Annotated in this window: 14 protein-coding genes; 8 read left to right on the top strand and 6 right to left on the bottom strand. The window is 52.9% G+C overall.

What is annotated here, in order from left to right; translation table 11 throughout:
• Positions 1–51: 51 nt before the first annotated feature.
• A complete protein-coding gene (gene pth / locus WC1_RS11515; protein WP_003020814.1) occupies positions 52–636 on the bottom strand; it encodes an aminoacyl-tRNA hydrolase in 585 nt (194 codons plus the stop codon).
• 274 nt (positions 637–910) lie between these two features.
• Between pth and ychH the strand changes: the two genes are divergently transcribed.
• Entirely contained in the window at positions 911–1192 is a 282-nt protein-coding gene (ychH, locus tag WC1_RS11520; RefSeq protein WP_003020810.1) for a stress-induced protein YchH, read from the top strand.
• A gap of 114 nt (positions 1193–1306) precedes the next feature.
• Here the strand turns inward: ychH and lysC are convergent, their stop codons facing one another.
• Entirely contained in the window at positions 1307–2668 is a 1362-nt protein-coding gene (gene lysC / locus WC1_RS11525; RefSeq protein ID WP_016150359.1) for a lysine-sensitive aspartokinase 3, read from the bottom strand.
• Positions 2669–3276: 608 nt separating this feature from the next.
• On the opposite strand from lysC, the gene WC1_RS11530 reads away from it, so the two are divergent.
• Positions 3277–4662, top strand: a complete 1386-nt coding sequence (locus WC1_RS11530) for a diaminobutyrate--2-oxoglutarate transaminase (RefSeq protein ID WP_032935444.1) — start codon at positions 3277–3279, stop codon at positions 4660–4662.
• Positions 4663–4677: 15 nt separating this feature from the next.
• Positions 4678–6141, top strand: coding sequence for a pyridoxal phosphate-dependent decarboxylase family protein (locus tag WC1_RS11535; RefSeq protein ID WP_016150357.1), 1464 nt, complete (start codon positions 4678–4680; stop codon positions 6139–6141).
• 120 nt (positions 6142–6261) lie between these two features.
• On the opposite strand, the gene dauA is transcribed toward WC1_RS11535, so the two are convergent.
• The 4 genes from dauA to lolB all read right to left on the bottom strand — a co-directional run bounded on the left by dauA (position 6262) and on the right by lolB (position 10754).
• Positions 6262–7944, bottom strand: coding sequence for a C4-dicarboxylic acid transporter DauA (gene dauA, locus WC1_RS11540; protein WP_003020797.1), 1683 nt, complete (start codon positions 7942–7944; stop codon positions 6262–6264).
• 124 nt (positions 7945–8068) lie between these two features.
• A complete protein-coding gene (gene prs / locus WC1_RS11545) occupies positions 8069–9016 on the bottom strand; it encodes a ribose-phosphate diphosphokinase (protein WP_001518537.1) in 948 nt (315 codons plus the stop codon).
• 266 nt (positions 9017–9282) lie between these two features.
• The gene (ispE, locus tag WC1_RS11550; protein WP_016150356.1) at positions 9283–10134 is read right to left on the bottom strand and encodes a 4-(cytidine 5'-diphospho)-2-C-methyl-D-erythritol kinase; all 852 of its coding nucleotides are present in this window, start codon (positions 10132–10134) and stop codon (positions 9283–9285) included.
• A complete protein-coding gene (gene lolB, locus WC1_RS11555) occupies positions 10131–10754 on the bottom strand; it encodes a lipoprotein insertase outer membrane protein LolB (protein ID WP_016150355.1) in 624 nt (207 codons plus the stop codon). Before lolB ends, ispE begins: the two co-directional genes overlap by 4 nt.
• A gap of 211 nt (positions 10755–10965) precedes the next feature.
• On the opposite strand from lolB, the gene hemA reads away from it, so the two are divergent.
• The 5 genes from hemA to sirB1 are packed head-to-tail and all read left to right on the top strand — an operon-like array spanning position 10966 to position 15380.
• Positions 10966–12222, top strand: coding sequence for a glutamyl-tRNA reductase (gene hemA / locus WC1_RS11560; RefSeq protein ID WP_003020789.1), 1257 nt, complete (start codon positions 10966–10968; stop codon positions 12220–12222).
• A gap of 41 nt (positions 12223–12263) precedes the next feature.
• A complete protein-coding gene (gene prfA, locus WC1_RS11565; protein WP_003020786.1) occupies positions 12264–13346 on the top strand; it encodes a peptide chain release factor 1 in 1083 nt (360 codons plus the stop codon).
• Positions 13346–14179, top strand: a complete 834-nt coding sequence (gene prmC / locus WC1_RS11570; RefSeq protein ID WP_016150354.1) for a peptide chain release factor N(5)-glutamine methyltransferase — start codon at positions 13346–13348, stop codon at positions 14177–14179. The genes prfA and prmC overlap by 1 nt, the downstream gene beginning before the upstream one ends.
• On the top strand, positions 14176–14568 hold the full coding sequence (gene sirB2, locus WC1_RS11575) for an invasion regulator SirB2 (protein ID WP_003020779.1): 393 nt from the start codon (positions 14176–14178) through the stop codon (positions 14566–14568). Before prmC ends, sirB2 begins: the two co-directional genes overlap by 4 nt.
• Positions 14569–14570: 2 nt before the next feature.
• A complete protein-coding gene (gene sirB1 / locus WC1_RS11580; RefSeq protein ID WP_003020775.1) occupies positions 14571–15380 on the top strand; it encodes an invasion regulator SirB1 in 810 nt (269 codons plus the stop codon).
• Positions 15381–15390 lie beyond the last annotated feature (10 nt).

Below are 15390 nucleotides of genomic sequence, written 5' to 3'. Positions count from 1 at the left end.
TAACTTTGCCTATTATACACAGCACGCGAGAAAAATGCCGCACATCACTGCTTATTGCGCTTTAAAGGTGTGTAACCGGCTCGTAGCTTTGGTCAGGCCATCTTTGAACAAAATCTCGGTACAACGTGCCGCTTCGTCAATCGCTTCATCAATTAACTTCTGTTCTGAAACAGGCGGTTTGCCTAAAACAAATCCGACAACTTTGTTTTTATCGCCCGGATGGCCAATTCCAACGCGTAAACGATGAAAGTTGGGGTTATTACCTAACTTGCTAATGATGTCTTTCAGGCCATTATGTCCGCCATGACCGCCGCCAAGCTTAAATTTGGCGACGCCAGGAGGCAGGTCTAATTCATCGTGCGCGACCAAAATTTCATCGGGGTTAATACGATAAAAACTGGCCATCGCACCGACGGCCTTGCCGCTAAGATTCATAAATGTGGTCGGTACCAGCAGACGGACATCTTCACCTTCAAGCGTTACTCGGGAGGTGTAACCGAAGAATTTCGGCTCATCGCGCAGGGGGGCGCGTAATCTCTCTGCCAGTAGATCGACATACCATGCGCCTGCGTTGTGTCGCGTTGCCGCATACTCTGCGCCGGGGTTCGCCAGGCCGACAATCAATTTAATCGCCACGTGTTTTGTCCTGAGTGTTTCGATAAACGACGTGTAGTTTACTGTCTGACGGTGCGCTTGACAAAAAACTGCGTGCTTATCGCCAAAAGCTGAATAATTGCACAAATGGACTATTAGAAAATGAGTATGTTCAGTGGCTTATTTGTAAAGTTTTGTTGCATGAGTGTTTGTAATTGTGATCGCTCCCGCACTTGCGAACGGCAGTGTTGTCTATACTTTACACATAAGGATTAGGGGTATTCCCTGTAACAACCCAAAGTTCCGGAGGTGACACATGAAACGCAAAAACGCTTCGCTACTCGGTAACGTGCTCATGGCTTTAGGGTTGGTGGTAATGGTTGTGGGTGTGGGTTATTCAATTTTAAACCAGTTGCCGCAATTTAATCTGCCGCAGTTTTTCGCACATGGTGCGGTGCTCAGTATTTTTGTTGGCGGTATTCTCTGGTTAGCAGGTGCCAGAGTGGGTGGACACGAACAAATCAGTGACCGTTACTGGTGGGTACGTCATTATGACAAACGCTGTCGTCGTGGTGACACCAATCACCGTCATAACTAAATCCTCCCTCTGTTGAGAGGGCGGTGGTCAGAATGAAGAGCCTTGGTTATAAAACCAGGGCTCTGCTTGTTCATGATCATTGCTTAAACTGGATGCGACAGAATAAGAGAAGAATTATTCGAATAATCGGTAATGTAATGCTCTAACCGCGCTGTCTGCATCGTCAGCCGGTAACAGGATGCACAGGTTGTCGTTCGATGCTCCATGGCAAATCATTCGTACCGTATGCTCTTCAAGCCAGGCAAAAACGTCTTTGCAAACTCCCGCAGCCTGTGTGAGTTGATTCCCCACCAAAGTGACCAACGCCAGCCCGGTTTCCACTTCTACACGACAGTGGGAGGATAATGCGGTAAACAATGCGGTGGTCAGCACATGGTCTTCACCTGAGGTTGCATGAGTAGCGTCCAGCGCCAGCGCAATACTATTTTCTGAGGTTGTAACCAAATCCACCGTGACAGCGTGGCGAGCTAAAATGGCGAAGGACTGCGCCAGAAAAGAGCAGGAAGGTTGCTTCTCCAGACTGTGTAACCGCAACAGCGTCTGTTTACGACGCACGGCGAGCGCACGATAGCGAGGTGGATTATCGGTGGTGTTGTGCACCAACGTACCTCCGGCGGCAGTATCCTTACTTGAGCCAACAAAGACCGGAATGCTTTTACGCATTGCCGGGAGTAGCGTAGCCGGGTGGAGGACCTTCGCACCGTAGGCGGCCATATCGCTGGCCTCGGAAAATGAGATATGGTCGATTCGTTTGGCCCGCGGTGCAATGCGTGGGTCGGTGGTGTAGATCCCTGCGACGTCGGTCCAGATGTCAACGCGTGTGGCGTGAAGTGCCTCACCGAGAAGCGTAGCCGTGTAATCACTACCGCCGCGTCCAAGCGTTGTGGTGTGTCCTGCGGCATCTCGCCCGATAAATCCCTGAGTCACCATAATCGCTTGCTCAAGACGAGGGCGCAGGTGAGTCTCCACCTGGTGGTGCAGTGTGCCAAGCTCGGGTTCGGCGCAGCCGAAGTTCGCGTTAGTACGCATCACGCTGCGGGCATCAAACCACCCGGCCTCGGCCTGCCGTTCACGTAAGACTTCAGTAAACAGTAGTGAGGACATCAGCTCGCCATGGCTGACTAATTCATCGCTTAACGCATCAGACGGTGAAACCATCGCCGTTTGTGCAAGACGCTGTATGTTGTTGAGAAGATTATCGATTTCCGTGCTGATAACGGAAGGCTGCTTCAGGCGGGAAATAATTTTGTATTGGATGGCGCGTAAAGTCTCAAGCTTATCTAATTGTTGATGCGTTTCCAGACCTTCAGAAAGCTCGACCAGTAAGTTTGTCACGCCTGCTGAAGCAGACAAAACGACTAAACGGACATCTTGATCAGCAAGGACAATGCTGGCGCTTCGGTTCATCGCATCAAAATCAGCGACGCTGGTGCCGCCAAATTTGGCAACGACGGATGGTGGATAAATGCGAGTCATAACAATCTCATATCAGGGCGCCATAAAAGTATGGCTAGAAAATTTTCATTCTCGGCATAAGGGAACAAAGTTCGCCTTACGAAATGTCCGCCCGCGAACATTTCTGCTGACAACCCAGGGTATACCTGTTGTCGATAACGAGTGTCGCCTGTACGCGTTACCGGGTGCTGCGCATTAATTTTATTTACAAAGCCTGCAAATAAGCGCGCCATACTAAGTGATTTATATTAAGGGATCGACTTTTTTATTCGATTTATAGGCAAATAAGTGAAAAATCATGTCGTAACAAGAAAGCGCCTACATTATTAATGGTAAAAACGTGTAAAAAAATAATAAAAACATGAAAATCTCATGGTTTTTATAACATCGTAAGCGCTGCAATTGGCTACAGTATTGTTAATTTAATAGCTATATTTGTTTAGGATTTAGTAATGATTGAAGAAGGTTATGCGCTGAAATTTAAGGAAAAAATGCTTATTTGAGACGTCTAAAAATAAATGATTGAGTCCTAAGCTAAAACAACATATATTAGCCGCGCTTTTTTACAGGTAATCCTTATAACCATTTATTCAATCAGGCGTTAATCTACACCTGGTTGTAGGAGTGATATGATGACGGATAAAGTCCGTATTGATACTTTAAGTGCTAATTCATTACCACAGAGCAATGATACCTTTTTAGCAAGACAGGCTGAGTTTGAATCTAATGTCCGCAGCTATCCACGTAAACTGCCATTAGCGATCGCTAAAGCGCAGGGCGTCTGGATTACTGATGTAGAAAATAATCAATATCTTGATTGCCTGGCAGGTGCCGGAACCCTGGCGCTTGGTCATAACCATCCTGAAGTGCTGCAGAGCATTCAAAGTGTCATCACAAGCGGCTTACCGTTACATACGCTTGACCTTACTACGCCGTTAAAAGATGAATTCTCATCATATTTACTTTCTTTATTACCGGGCCAGGGCAAAGAATATTGCCTGCAGTTCACCGGTCCGTCCGGTGCAGATGCTGTTGAAGCGGCGCTGAAGCTGGCGAAGAAAGTGACCGGCCGTTCCAGTATCATCAGTTTCTCCGGCGGCTACCACGGGATGACCCACGGCGCGCTGTCCGTGACCGGCAACCTGTCGCCGAAAGAAGCGGTCAGCAATATGATGGCGGAAGTGCAGTTTATGCCGTATCCACATCAGTACCGTTGCCCGCTGGGTATCGGCGGCGACGCTGGCGTCAAAGCATTAACTTACTACTTCGAAAACCTGATCAACGACGTTGAAAGCGGCGTGCGTAAACCGGCTGCCGTAATCCTCGAAGCGGTGCAGGGCGAAGGTGGCGTGAATCCGGCTCCGGTCGAATGGCTGCAACGCATTCGTAAAGTGACTCAGGAACACGGCATTCTGCTGATCATCGATGAAGTTCAGGCTGGATTTGCACGTACCGGTAAACTGTTCGCCTTCGAACACGCCGGTATTGAACCTGATATCATTGTGATGTCCAAAGCGGTTGGCGGCGGTCTGCCACTGGCGGTACTGGGCATTAAAAAGCAATTCGATGCGTGGGCTCCGGGCCACCACACTGGCACCTTCCGCGGCAACCAACTGGCGATGGCGACCGGTCTGACAACGCTGAAGATCCTCAAAGACGACAAGATTGCCGATAAAGTTGCCGCCCAGGGCGAATGGCTGAAAGGCAAACTGACTGACCTGCAGAAACGCTACCCGGTTATCGGTCAGGTGCGTGGTCTGGGCCTGATGATCGGCCTGGAAATCGTGAAGCCGAACGAAGCGCAGGATCATATGGGTTGCTACCCGGCTGATGGCGAGCTGTCTGCGTTGCTGCAGAAGAAATGCTTCGAAAACGGGCTGATTCTGGAGCGTGGTGGCCGCAACGGCTGCGTGCTGCGTCTGCTGCCGTCTCTGCTGATCACCAACGCTGAGCTGGAAATTTTCCTCGATAAATTCGAAAACGCCCTGCTGGGCGCTGGCGTGAAGCCGGTTTAAACGGAGTTGGATCGAATGTCAGACGTAAACCCGATTCTGTCCGGCTCGGCGCAAAGCATCGCCGCCTATCAGGACGCTATCGAGCAGAGTACGCAAGCGGTCGTTGAATGGTTGAGGCAGCCTGAGATGTATCAGGGCAAAACCGTTGAGCAACTGCGTGAACGTATCAACCTGAATTTTACGTCTCAGGGCCTGGGCAACCAGGCCGCTATTGAGCGTGCGGTTGAATACTTTCTCAAAGACAGCCTGTTGGTTCACCATCCTCAGTGCGTGGCGCATCTGCACTGCCCAAGTCTGGTGATTAGCCAGGCGGCGGAAGTGCTGATCAACGCCACTAACCAGAGTATGGACTCATGGGACCAAAGCCCGTCCGCCACGATCATTGAGATCAAACTGATTGAATGGCTACGTGAGCAGGTAGGTTATGCGGCAGGCGATGCGGGCGTATTCACCAGCGGCGGCACCCAGAGTAACCTGATGGGCCTGATGCTGGCGCGCGACGCCTTCTTTGCTCGCCAGGGACATTCCATTCAGCAAGATGGTCTGACCGGTGATCTGAGCAAAATTAAAGTGTTCTGCTCTGAAAGCGCGCACTTTTCCGTGCAGAAGAACATGGCGTTAATGGGGCTGGGCTACCGCTCCGTCACCCAGGTGAAGACCGATGCGTTTTCACGCATGGATCTGGCTGACCTGAAAGACAAGCTGGCCCAGGCGAAAGCCAACGGCGAGCAGGTGATGGCCATTGTCGCGACGGCTGGCACGACAGATGCGGGCGCCATCGATCCGTTAGCGGATATTGCGGCGCTGGCGACAGAACATCAGATCTGGATGCACGTGGATGCGGCATGGGGCGGGGCGTTACTGCTTTCTGAACAGTATCGTCACTTCCTCAACGGCCTTGAGCTGGCAGATTCCGTGACGCTGGATTTCCACAAGCAGTTCTTCCAGACCATCAGCTGCGGTGCGTTCCTGTTAAAAGATGCGCGCCACTACGAGCTGATGCGTTACCAGGCGGCGTACCTGAACTCTGATTTCGATGAAGAGGCTGGCGTACCAAACCTGGTATCGAAGTCGCTGCAGACCACGCGTCGTTTCGATGCACTGAAGTTGTGGATGGGCCTCGAAGCGCTGGGCAAAAAGCAGTATGCCGAAATCATTGATAATGGCGTAACGCTGGCGCGTGATGTTGCTGAGTTTGTCAAAACCCAGTCGCATCTTGAACTGGTGATGGAACCACAGCTGGCAAGCGTGCTGTTCCGCTTCCGTCCTGAAAGCGACGATATAGCGTTCGTTGCGCTGCTGAACCAGCGTATTGGCGACGTGCTGCTGGCTTCAGGTAGCGCCAACGTCGGCGTGACCGAAGCGGATGGCATCACCTGCCTGAAGCTGACGCTGCTGAACCCGACGGTGTGCCTGGAAGATGTGAAAGTCCTGCTGGCCAGCGTGAAGGCAACGGCATTGAGCATTTTAAGCGCGTAATTGCCCGGTGGCACTGCGTTTATCGGGCCTACGGGGTCGGCGCAACGTTTGGGTTTTGTAGGCCGGATAAGAGAAGCGCATCCGGCAATAAAAAGGCTCCCATTCACGGGAGCCTTTTTGCTATTTAATATCCGCTAAAGCGGCGTCTTTATTCGGGAAGAATGCCAGACGACCGGGAATCGGCTGAATACCGGCGCGCGCCATAGTGCGCAGCGGCTGAAATTCCAGGTTAGATACCCGCAGTTCGCAGCCTTCAGGCAGCTTTTTCACAAAGCGCTGGAAAGCGTCCAGACCGCCGGCATCCAGTACCGGGACCGCGTCCCACTTCAAGACTACGATGCGTTTACCTTCAATACGCGACTCGAGATCGGTAAATAATCCTTCCGCCGCGGCAAAGAATAGCGGGCCAATGACGCGCAACACCAGCACATCGTCCGGTACGTCTACGTTGACCGGCGCCAGACGCGTCATGCGCGCAATACGACGCATAAACAGTAGAGATGCAAGAACGATACCGACGCTGATGGCTATAACCATATCGAACAGCACCGTCAGCGACATACACATCAGCATGACGATGATGTCGTCTTTCGGCGCATGACGCAGCAAATCCACCACTTTATGCGCTTCACTCATGTTCCATGCCACCATTAGCAGCAGGGCGGCCATGGCGGAAAGCGGTAACCAGGAAAGCAGCGGTGCAAGCACCAGCAGGGCTAGGATCACCAGAATCGCATGGATAACCGCTGAGATTGGCGATGTTGCACCCGCGCGGACGTTTGCCGCAGAACGGGCAATTGCCGCCGTGGCGGTGATACCGCCAAAGAACGGTGCGACGATGTTGCCCAGTCCCTGACCAATCAGCTCACTGTTAGCTTTGTGTTTGGTGCCGGTCATCCCATCGAGTACGACGGCGCACAGCAGAGATTCGATCGCCCCGAGCATTGCCATCGAGAAGGCTGCCGGTAACAGCGCCTGTAACGAGCTCCAGCTCAGGGTAAAGTTTGACTCTGGCATATTCCACGGTAATACCAATTGCGGCAGCAACTGTGGGATACCATTGCCCTGCGAGCCGTCAGCCAGAATATAGTGGAACTGAGATCCGATGGTGGCGACATGGCCGCCGGTGAGGTTCACGATACCCATTACCGCACAGCCTGCCAGGAGTGCGGGAAGGTGGCCCGGTAATCGGATACCCAGACGCGGCCAGAAAATCAGGATCCCCAGTGTCACCACGCCAATCGCGGCATCACCCACGTTGATGGTCGGCAAAGCCATAAATAGCGCGCCCACCTTCTGCAAATAGTGCTCTGGCACGTGGGTCATTTGCAGGCCGAGAAAATCTTTAATCTGCATAGTACCGATGGTGATACCGATACCTGAGGTAAAACCTAACGTCACGGACACCGGAATATATTCGATCAAACGACCAAAGCGGGCGAGGCCGAAAAGGATCAGGAATATCCCGGACATGAGCGTGGCAACCAGCAGGCCTGCCAGCCCAAACTGTTGCGACACCGGATACAGAATCACCACGAAGGCGGCGGTTGGGCCAGATACGCTAAAGCGCGAGCCCCCGGTAAGGGCGATAACAATCCCAGCAACGGCTGAGGTATACAGACCGTACTGCGGAGCAACGCCACTGCCTATTGCCAGCGCCATCGCCAGTGGAATGGCAATGATCCCAACCGTTATCCCGGCGATCAGGTCGCGGGTGAAGCGGGAAGCAGTATATTTTTCTTTCCAACAAGCGTCGATGAGGGCGCGGAAAGGCATCACATGTGAGGAAAATAATCTGTTCACAATAATGTTTCATCCATGGGCGCATCATCTGTCAACTGAATGGCAGGTGAAGGAGGCAAAAGTCATACAAATAAATATTACAGATAAAAAAACCCGCCGCAGCGGGTTTTTGAGCCGGGCTCGATTAATGCTCGAACATAGCAGAGATGGATTCTTCGTTGCTGATACGACGAATCGCTTCGGCCAGCATACCCGACAGGGTCAATGTACGCACGTTTGGCAGTGCTTTGATTTCGTCAGTCAGTGGAATGGTGTCACAGACAACGACTTCATCAATAACAGAGTTGCGCAGGTTGTTTGCCGCATTACCTGAGAAGATCGGGTGGGTTGCGTAAGCAAATACGCGTTTTGCACCACGTTCTTTCAGTGCTTCTGCTGCTTTGCACAGCGTACCGCCGGTATCGATCATGTCATCAACCAGCACGCAGTCACGACCTGCAACGTCACCAATAATGTGCATCACCTGAGAAACGTTCGCACGCGGGCGACGTTTGTCGATGATAGCCATATCGGTATCGTTCAGCAGTTTAGCGATAGCGCGGGCACGCACGACGCCACCGATATCTGGAGAAACCACAATCGGGTTGTCCAGGTTCAGCTGCAGCATGTCTTCTAACAGGATCGGGCTACCGAATACGTTATCAACCGGTACATCGAAGAAGCCCTGGATCTGTTCAGCATGCAGGTCAACGGTGAGGACGCGGTCAACGCCAACGCTGGACAGGAAATCAGCGACGACTTTAGCGGTAATCGGTACACGAGCGGAACGTACGCGACGATCCTGACGTGCATAGCCGAAGTAAGGAATAACGGCGGTGATACGGCCTGCGGAAGCACGGCGCAGCGCATCAACCATAACGACCAATTCCATCAGGTTGTCGTTAGTAGGGGCACAAGTGGACTGGATGATGAAAATATCACCACCGCGTACATTTTCATTAATTTGTACGCTGACTTCGCCGTCGCTAAAGCGACCTACAGCGGCGTCGCCGAGTGAAGTGTACAGGCGGTTGGCAATACGTTGTGCTAGTTCCGGGGTGGCGTTACCAGCAAAAAGCTTCATATCAGGCACGAGAAGAACCTCAGGCATGCGTCCATTGGTGGAAAGAATCTGCCGAAAACTGTGCGGGCCAGGCAGTATCCTCTCCATGCGGTGTATTAAAGAGCGCGATGCAACGTCTGGAACAGGGTGACGTTGTCACCGCAACTCAGCTTGCCCGGTTTACTCGTTATCCTTCGTGTTTCATGTTCGCTGGCATTAATTCCTCACATCAGTCACATACTTTTGTATGCTCCTGGCGGTTCGTCATTTCGCCATCTTCCTGAAACCAGAAGGATTTAGAGTAACGCTCTGTGCAATGGGGAGAGGTTGACGCCTTTCGCCACAAAGCCTTTGAGCCATTCCGGGGCTTGCTCAAGCACCTGGCGAGCACGAGACTCAGTGTCAAATTCAGCAAAGACACAAGCCCCTGTACCAGTCAGGCGCGACGGCGCGTATTCTAACAGCCAGGAAAGCGCCGCATCAACCTCGCGAAAACGTTTTCTTGCGATAACCTCGCAATCATTGCCGAATTCACATTTTAGTAACGTTTTTATTGACCTTTTTGGCGTGTTGCGCGGGAGGTCGGGATCGTTAAAAATCACCGGTGTCGGAATGCTGACTCCCGGGTGAGCAACCAGATACCACTTTTCTTCAGGCTCGACCGGCGTCAGAATTTCTCCAACACCTTCGGCAAAGGCCGCATGGCCGTGCACGAACACGGGAACATCCGCCCCTAGGGTTAAACCGAGTGCCGCCAGTTCATCAATCGAAAGTCCACACTGCCAGAGATGGTTAAGCGCCACCAGAACGGTTGCCGCATTTGATGAACCACCGCCGAGGCCGCCGCCCATCGGCAGGCGTTTGTCGATACTGATGTCCGCACCGCTCCCTTTGGGAAGGCGATTGTTTTCAGATGCTACCTTCATCAGCAAACGTGCCGCACGGACGATCAGGTTGTCTTCGTGCGCAACGCCTTCCACCGGGGTTAACAGGCGGATTTCGCCGTCGCCACGCAGCGCAATATCTATCGTGTCGCCATAATCAAGAAACTGAAATAGCGTTTGCAGCGAATGGTAACCGTCCGTACGTTGTCCGGTGATGTATAAAAACAGATTCAGTTTTGCCGGAGAGGGCCAATGAGTCATCATTTCACAATCCAGTTATCCATTTTTAGCTTAATACGCTGGGAGCCGTCCGACAGCTCCATGTTTGCCGGCATCGCTGGCTGCGTTTTGCTGTCGTAGCCGCTATAGGCCACTTTCCAGTTTTTACCGTCTTTGCTGTAGTTCACTTCACTTAGACGATATTGATCATCGAGTTTGTAATCGGTGGCATCTCCCGGCAGACCGAGGATCCACTGGCGCAGGCTATTCAATGGGATAGGCATGCCGGTCAGTTTGCCGATCATCTCTTCAGCGTCGTCGGCAGCGTAGTGCTTGCCTTTGTTATCGACAAGTTCAACGTTGCCCGGCTGCGCGTTGAGTTCCAGTTCCGTGCTGCCCAGCGGGTTGGTCAGCAGCAGACGATAGCGATCCTGACCGGTTTGCTGCCAGAAAAAGCGGGCATACACTTTCTGTTGATCGGAGATATAAGCGAACGCACCGCGCGTCTGATATTGGTTCAGGGCGCGTACTTCCTGCTGGTGCTGGCGCCACTGCGGGGAATCGGGGCTTTTGCCGGGACCTTTCGGCGCGTTGAGGGTACAGGCACTAAGAACCAGGGCCGCAAGGGGCAGCAGGCGAATCAGGCGAAAATCAGGCAGGGTCATAATGATGACAAATCCTTGAGATACGTTGCAGTTATAACTCTCAATGCTAGCGCCACCATCTGACATCGTCTACGTTCAAGTTATCTTAAATCGCTTAAATTTGTGCACTAAGCTATTACTCCAAAAGGGGTCAGTCTCTTTTATTGACCGCACGCATCCTGTATGATGCACCCAGTCTAACCTTATCAACGCTGGTACTATTCCCGCACACATGACCCTTTTAGCGCTTGGTATTAACCATAAAACGGCACCTGTATCGCTGCGAGAACGCGTAACGTTTTCGCCGGATACGCTCGATCAGGCGCTGGACAGCCTGCAAGCGCTGCCAATGGTGCAGGGCGGGGTAGTGCTGTCGACGTGTAACCGCACAGAGATTTACCTCAGCGTGGAAGAGCAGGATAACCTGCGAGAAGCGCTGATTCGCTGGCTGTGCGAATACCATAACCTCAATGAAGAAGACCTACGTAATAGCCTGTACTGGCACCAGGACAACGACGCCGTCAGTCATTTGATGCGCGTTGCCAGTGGTCTGGATTCACTGGTGCTCGGTGAACCGCAAATTTTGGGGCAGGTGAAAAAAGCATTTGCGGATTCGCAAAAAGGCCACCAGAACGCCAGTGCGCTGGAGCGCATGTTCCAGAAATCATTCTCTGTTGCTAAACGTGTACGTACAGAAACTGACATCGGTGCCAGCGCCGTGTCGGTGGCGTTTGCCGCCTGTACTCTGGCGCGGCAGATATTTGAATCGCTCTCAACGGTAACCGTGCTGTTAGTCGGTGCGGGCGAAACCATCGAACTGGTAGCGCGACACTTGCGCGAGCATAAAGTGAAGAAGATGATCATCGCCAACCGTACGCGCGAGCGTGCGCAGGTGCTGGCGGATGAAGTCGGCGCCGAGGTGATTTCACTGAGTGATATCGACGCGCGTTTGCAGGATGCCGATATCATTATCAGTTCTACTGCCAGTCCGCTGCCGATTATCGGTAAAGGAATGGTGGAACGCGCGCTTAAAAACCGTCGCAATCAGCCTATGCTACTGGTGGATATCGCCGTACCGCGCGATGTCGAGCCGGAAGTGGGTAAATTGTCTAACGCCTATCTGTACAGCGTTGATGACCTGCAAAGCATCATTTCGCATAACCTGGCCCAGCGCAAAGCGGCGGCGGTGGAAGCCGAAACGATTGTGGAGCAGGAAGCCAGCGAGTTTATGGCCTGGCTACGCGCCCAGGGCGCAAGCGACACTATCCGCGAGTATCGCAGTCAGTCAGAACAGATCCGTGATGAACTGACCGCTAAAGCGTTGGCCGCTCTTCAGCAGGGCGGTGATGCGCAAGCCATTATGCAGGATTTGGCCTGGAAACTGACCAACCGCCTGATCCATGCACCAACCAAATCACTTCAACAGGCCGCCCGTGACGGGGATAGTGAACGCCTGAATATTCTGCGCGACAGCCTCGGGCTGGAGTAGCAGCACACCAATCTTATTTTTTACAGGGTGCATTTACGCCTATGAAGCCTTCTATCGTTGCCAAACTGGAAGCCCTGCATGAACGCCATGAAGAAGTTCAGGCGCTGCTCGGTGATGCGGGTACTATCGCAGACCAGGATCGCTTTCGTGCGCTGTCGCGCGAATATGCGCAATTAAGCGATGTCTCTCGCTGTTTTACGGACTGGCAACAGGTTCAGGAAGATATCGAGACGGCTCAGATGATGCTCGACGATCCTGAAATGCGTGAAATGGCGCAGGATGAACTGCGCGAAGCAAAAGAGAAATGCGAGCAGCTGGAACAGCATCTGCAGGTCCTGCTGTTACCTAAAGACCCCGATGACGAACGTAACGCTTTCCTCGAAGTGCGTGCGGGAACCGGTGGTGATGAAGCGGCGCTGTTTGCCGGCGATCTGTTCCGCATGTACAGCCGTTACGCTGAATCGCGTCGCTGGCGGGTAGAGATCATGAGCGCCAGCGAAGGCGAACATGGCGGGTTTAAAGAAGTCATTGCCAAGATTAGCGGCGAAGGCGTTTACGGGCGACTGAAGTTTGAGTCCGGCGGCCATCGCGTGCAGCGCGTACCTGCGACGGAATCGCAGGGGCGTATTCATACTTCTGCCTGTACGGTCGCTGTCATGCCGGAACTGCCGGATGCCGAACTGCCGGATATCAACCCGGCCGATCTGCGTATTGATACCTTCCGTTCATCAGGCGCGGGCGGTCAGCACGTTAACACCACCGACTCCGCAATCCGTATTACCCACTTACCGACCGGTATCGTGGTGGAATGCCAGGACGAACGTTCACAGCATAAAAACAAAGCCAAAGCGATGTCGGTGCTGGGGGCGCGAATTCGTGCCGCCGAAGTGGCAAGACGTCAACAGGCGGAAGCCTCTGAACGTCGTAACCTGTTGGGCAGCGGCGATCGCAGCGATCGTAACCGCACCTATAACTTCCCGCAGGGTCGTGTGACCGATCACCGCATTAACCTGACACTCTACCGTCTGGATGAAGCGATGGAAGGCAAACTGGATATGCTGATTGAGCCAATTGTCCAGGAATACCAGGCCGACCAACTGGCGGCGTTGTCCGAGCAGGATTAATGGATTATCAGCACTGGCTGCGTGAAGCGATAAGCCAATTACAGGCAAGCGAAAGCCCGCGACGTGACGCCGAGATTTTACTCGAGTTTGTCACCGGTAAGGGGCGCACCTTTATTCTGGCGTTCGGCGAAACGGTGTTAACCGAGGCGCAGTGTCAACGGCTCGATACATTACTGGAACGCCGTCAGCGGGGTGAGCCGGTGGCACATCTGACCGGCGTGCGCGAGTTCTGGTCGCTGCCGCTGTTTGTCTCTCCGGCTACGCTTATTCCACGCCCGGATACTGAGTGTCTTGTTGAGCAGGCGCTGGCTCGTCTGCCTGCCTCTGCGTGTCGTATTCTCGATTTGGGAACCGGCACGGGCGCCATCGCGCTGGCGCTGGCAACTGAGCGTCCGGATTGCGCGGTGACCGCGGTTGACCGCATGCCCGATGCCGTGGCGCTGGCAACTCGCAACAAACAGCATCTGGCCATCGACAATGTTTGCGTGCTGCAAAGCGACTGGTTCAGCGCTTTGCAGGGGCAGCAGTTTGACATGATTGTCAGCAATCCGCCGTATATCGACGAACAGGACCCGCACCTGGCGCTTGGCGATGTACGTTTTGAGCCGCTATCGGCACTGGTGGCGGGTGAGCAGGGTATGGCGGATATCGTGCATATCATTGACCAGTCTCGACAAATGCTAATGCCCGGCGGCTATCTGTTGCTGGAGCACGGCTGGCAGCAGGGACAGGCAGTCCGCGACGCCTATACTCATGCTGGTTACCAGGCGGTTGAAACCTGCCGCGACTATGGCGGCAACGAGCGAATTACGCTTGGACGCATCCCATCATGAGTACCTTCAGCGTGTTACTCAACGTCCATCTCATCAGCATTGCGCTTTCTGTTGGTCTGTTAACGCTGCGTTTTTGGTGGCGTTACACCGACTCGCGCCTTGCCTGCGCGCGCTGGACGCGCATCGTGCCGCCGGTTGTCGATACCGTTTTATTACTCAGCGGCATAGCGTTAATGGTTAAAGCGCACATCCTGCCATTCACTGAGCACGGGACATGGCTGACTGAAAAGCTGTTTGGGGTTATCATTTACATCGTTTTGGGTTTTATTGCGCTCGATTATCGTCGGGCGCGCAGTCAGCAGGCGCGATTAGTCGCATTTCCGCTGGCGCTGGTGGTGCTGTACATCATCATTAAACTCGCCACCACAAAAATACCGTTACTGGGGTAAGCATGAGGTCGTTAGCTGATTTCGAATTTAATAAAGCGCCATTGTGTGATGGGATGATCCTGGCGTCGGAGTCTATCCGTCTGGATTTTCCAACACAAACTGTGTATGACGAACTGGAACGTCTGGTTAGTCTGGCGCAAGAAGAAATTAGCCAGCTCCTGTCTCAGGATGAGCAACTGGAAAAACTGCTGGCACTTTTTTACGGCGAATGGGGGTTTACGGATACCCACGGCGTCTATCGTCTTTCTGATGCATTATGGCTTGACCAGGTACTGAAAAATCGTCAGGGCAGCGCCGTATCTCTGGGCGCTATCTTGTTGTGGATTGCCAACCGACTGGAGCTACCGCTGGTGCCGGTGATTTTCCCGACACAACTCATCCTGCGTATTGAATCGCTCGATGGCGAAATGTGGCTAATCAATCCGTTCAATGGCGAAACGTTAAATGAGCACACGCTGGAAGTGTGGCTGAAGGGGAATATCAGCCCGGTCGCGGAGCTGTTTAACGAAGACCTGGATGAGGCGGATAATGCAGAAGTAATCCGCAAGCTGCTCGACACGCTGAAATCATCGCTGATGGAAGAGCGGCAAATGGAGCTGGCGCTGCGTGCCAGCGAAGCACTATTACAGTTTAATCCTGAAGATCCGTATGAAATACGCGATCGTGGATTAATCTACGCGCAGCTTGAGTGTGAACATGTTGCGCTGACCGATTTAAGTTATTTCGTTGAGCAGTGTCCGGAAGACCCGATCAGCGAAATGATTCGTGCGCAGATTAATACTATTTCGCACAAGCAAATTGTATTGCATTGATTAATGACAC

Source organism: Citrobacter sp. KTE30, assembly GCF_000398825.1.
In the GTDB taxonomy this organism is placed as follows: domain Bacteria; phylum Pseudomonadota; class Gammaproteobacteria; order Enterobacterales; family Enterobacteriaceae; genus Citrobacter; species Citrobacter freundii.
This window is presented reverse-complemented; position numbering and strand designations above follow the sequence as displayed.

Excerpts from the sequence above, each read along its gene's own strand:
- lolB (WP_016150355.1), bottom strand. The coding sequence starts at position 10,754 with ATGACCCTGCCTGATTTTCGCCTGATTCGCCTGCTGCCCCTTGCGGCC.
- sirB2 (WP_003020779.1), top strand. The coding sequence starts at position 14,176 with ATGAGTACCTTCAGCGTGTTACTCAACGTCCATCTCATCAGCATTGCG.
- WC1_RS11530 (WP_032935444.1), top strand. The coding sequence starts at position 3,277 with ATGATGACGGATAAAGTCCGTATTGATACTTTAAGTGCTAATTCATTA.
- hemA (WP_003020789.1), top strand. The coding sequence starts at position 10,966 with ATGACCCTTTTAGCGCTTGGTATTAACCATAAAACGGCACCTGTATCG.
- prfA (WP_003020786.1), top strand. The coding sequence starts at position 12,264 with ATGAAGCCTTCTATCGTTGCCAAACTGGAAGCCCTGCATGAACGCCAT.
- ispE (WP_016150356.1), bottom strand. The coding sequence starts at position 10,134 with ATGATGACTCATTGGCCCTCTCCGGCAAAACTGAATCTGTTTTTATAC.
- WC1_RS11535 (WP_016150357.1), top strand. The coding sequence starts at position 4,678 with ATGTCAGACGTAAACCCGATTCTGTCCGGCTCGGCGCAAAGCATCGCC.
- sirB1 (WP_003020775.1), top strand. The coding sequence starts at position 14,571 with ATGAGGTCGTTAGCTGATTTCGAATTTAATAAAGCGCCATTGTGTGAT.
- lysC (WP_016150359.1), bottom strand. The coding sequence starts at position 2,668 with ATGACTCGCATTTATCCACCATCCGTCGTTGCCAAATTTGGCGGCACC.
- prmC (WP_016150354.1), top strand. The coding sequence starts at position 13,346 with ATGGATTATCAGCACTGGCTGCGTGAAGCGATAAGCCAATTACAGGCA.
- ychH (WP_003020810.1), top strand. The coding sequence starts at position 911 with ATGAAACGCAAAAACGCTTCGCTACTCGGTAACGTGCTCATGGCTTTA.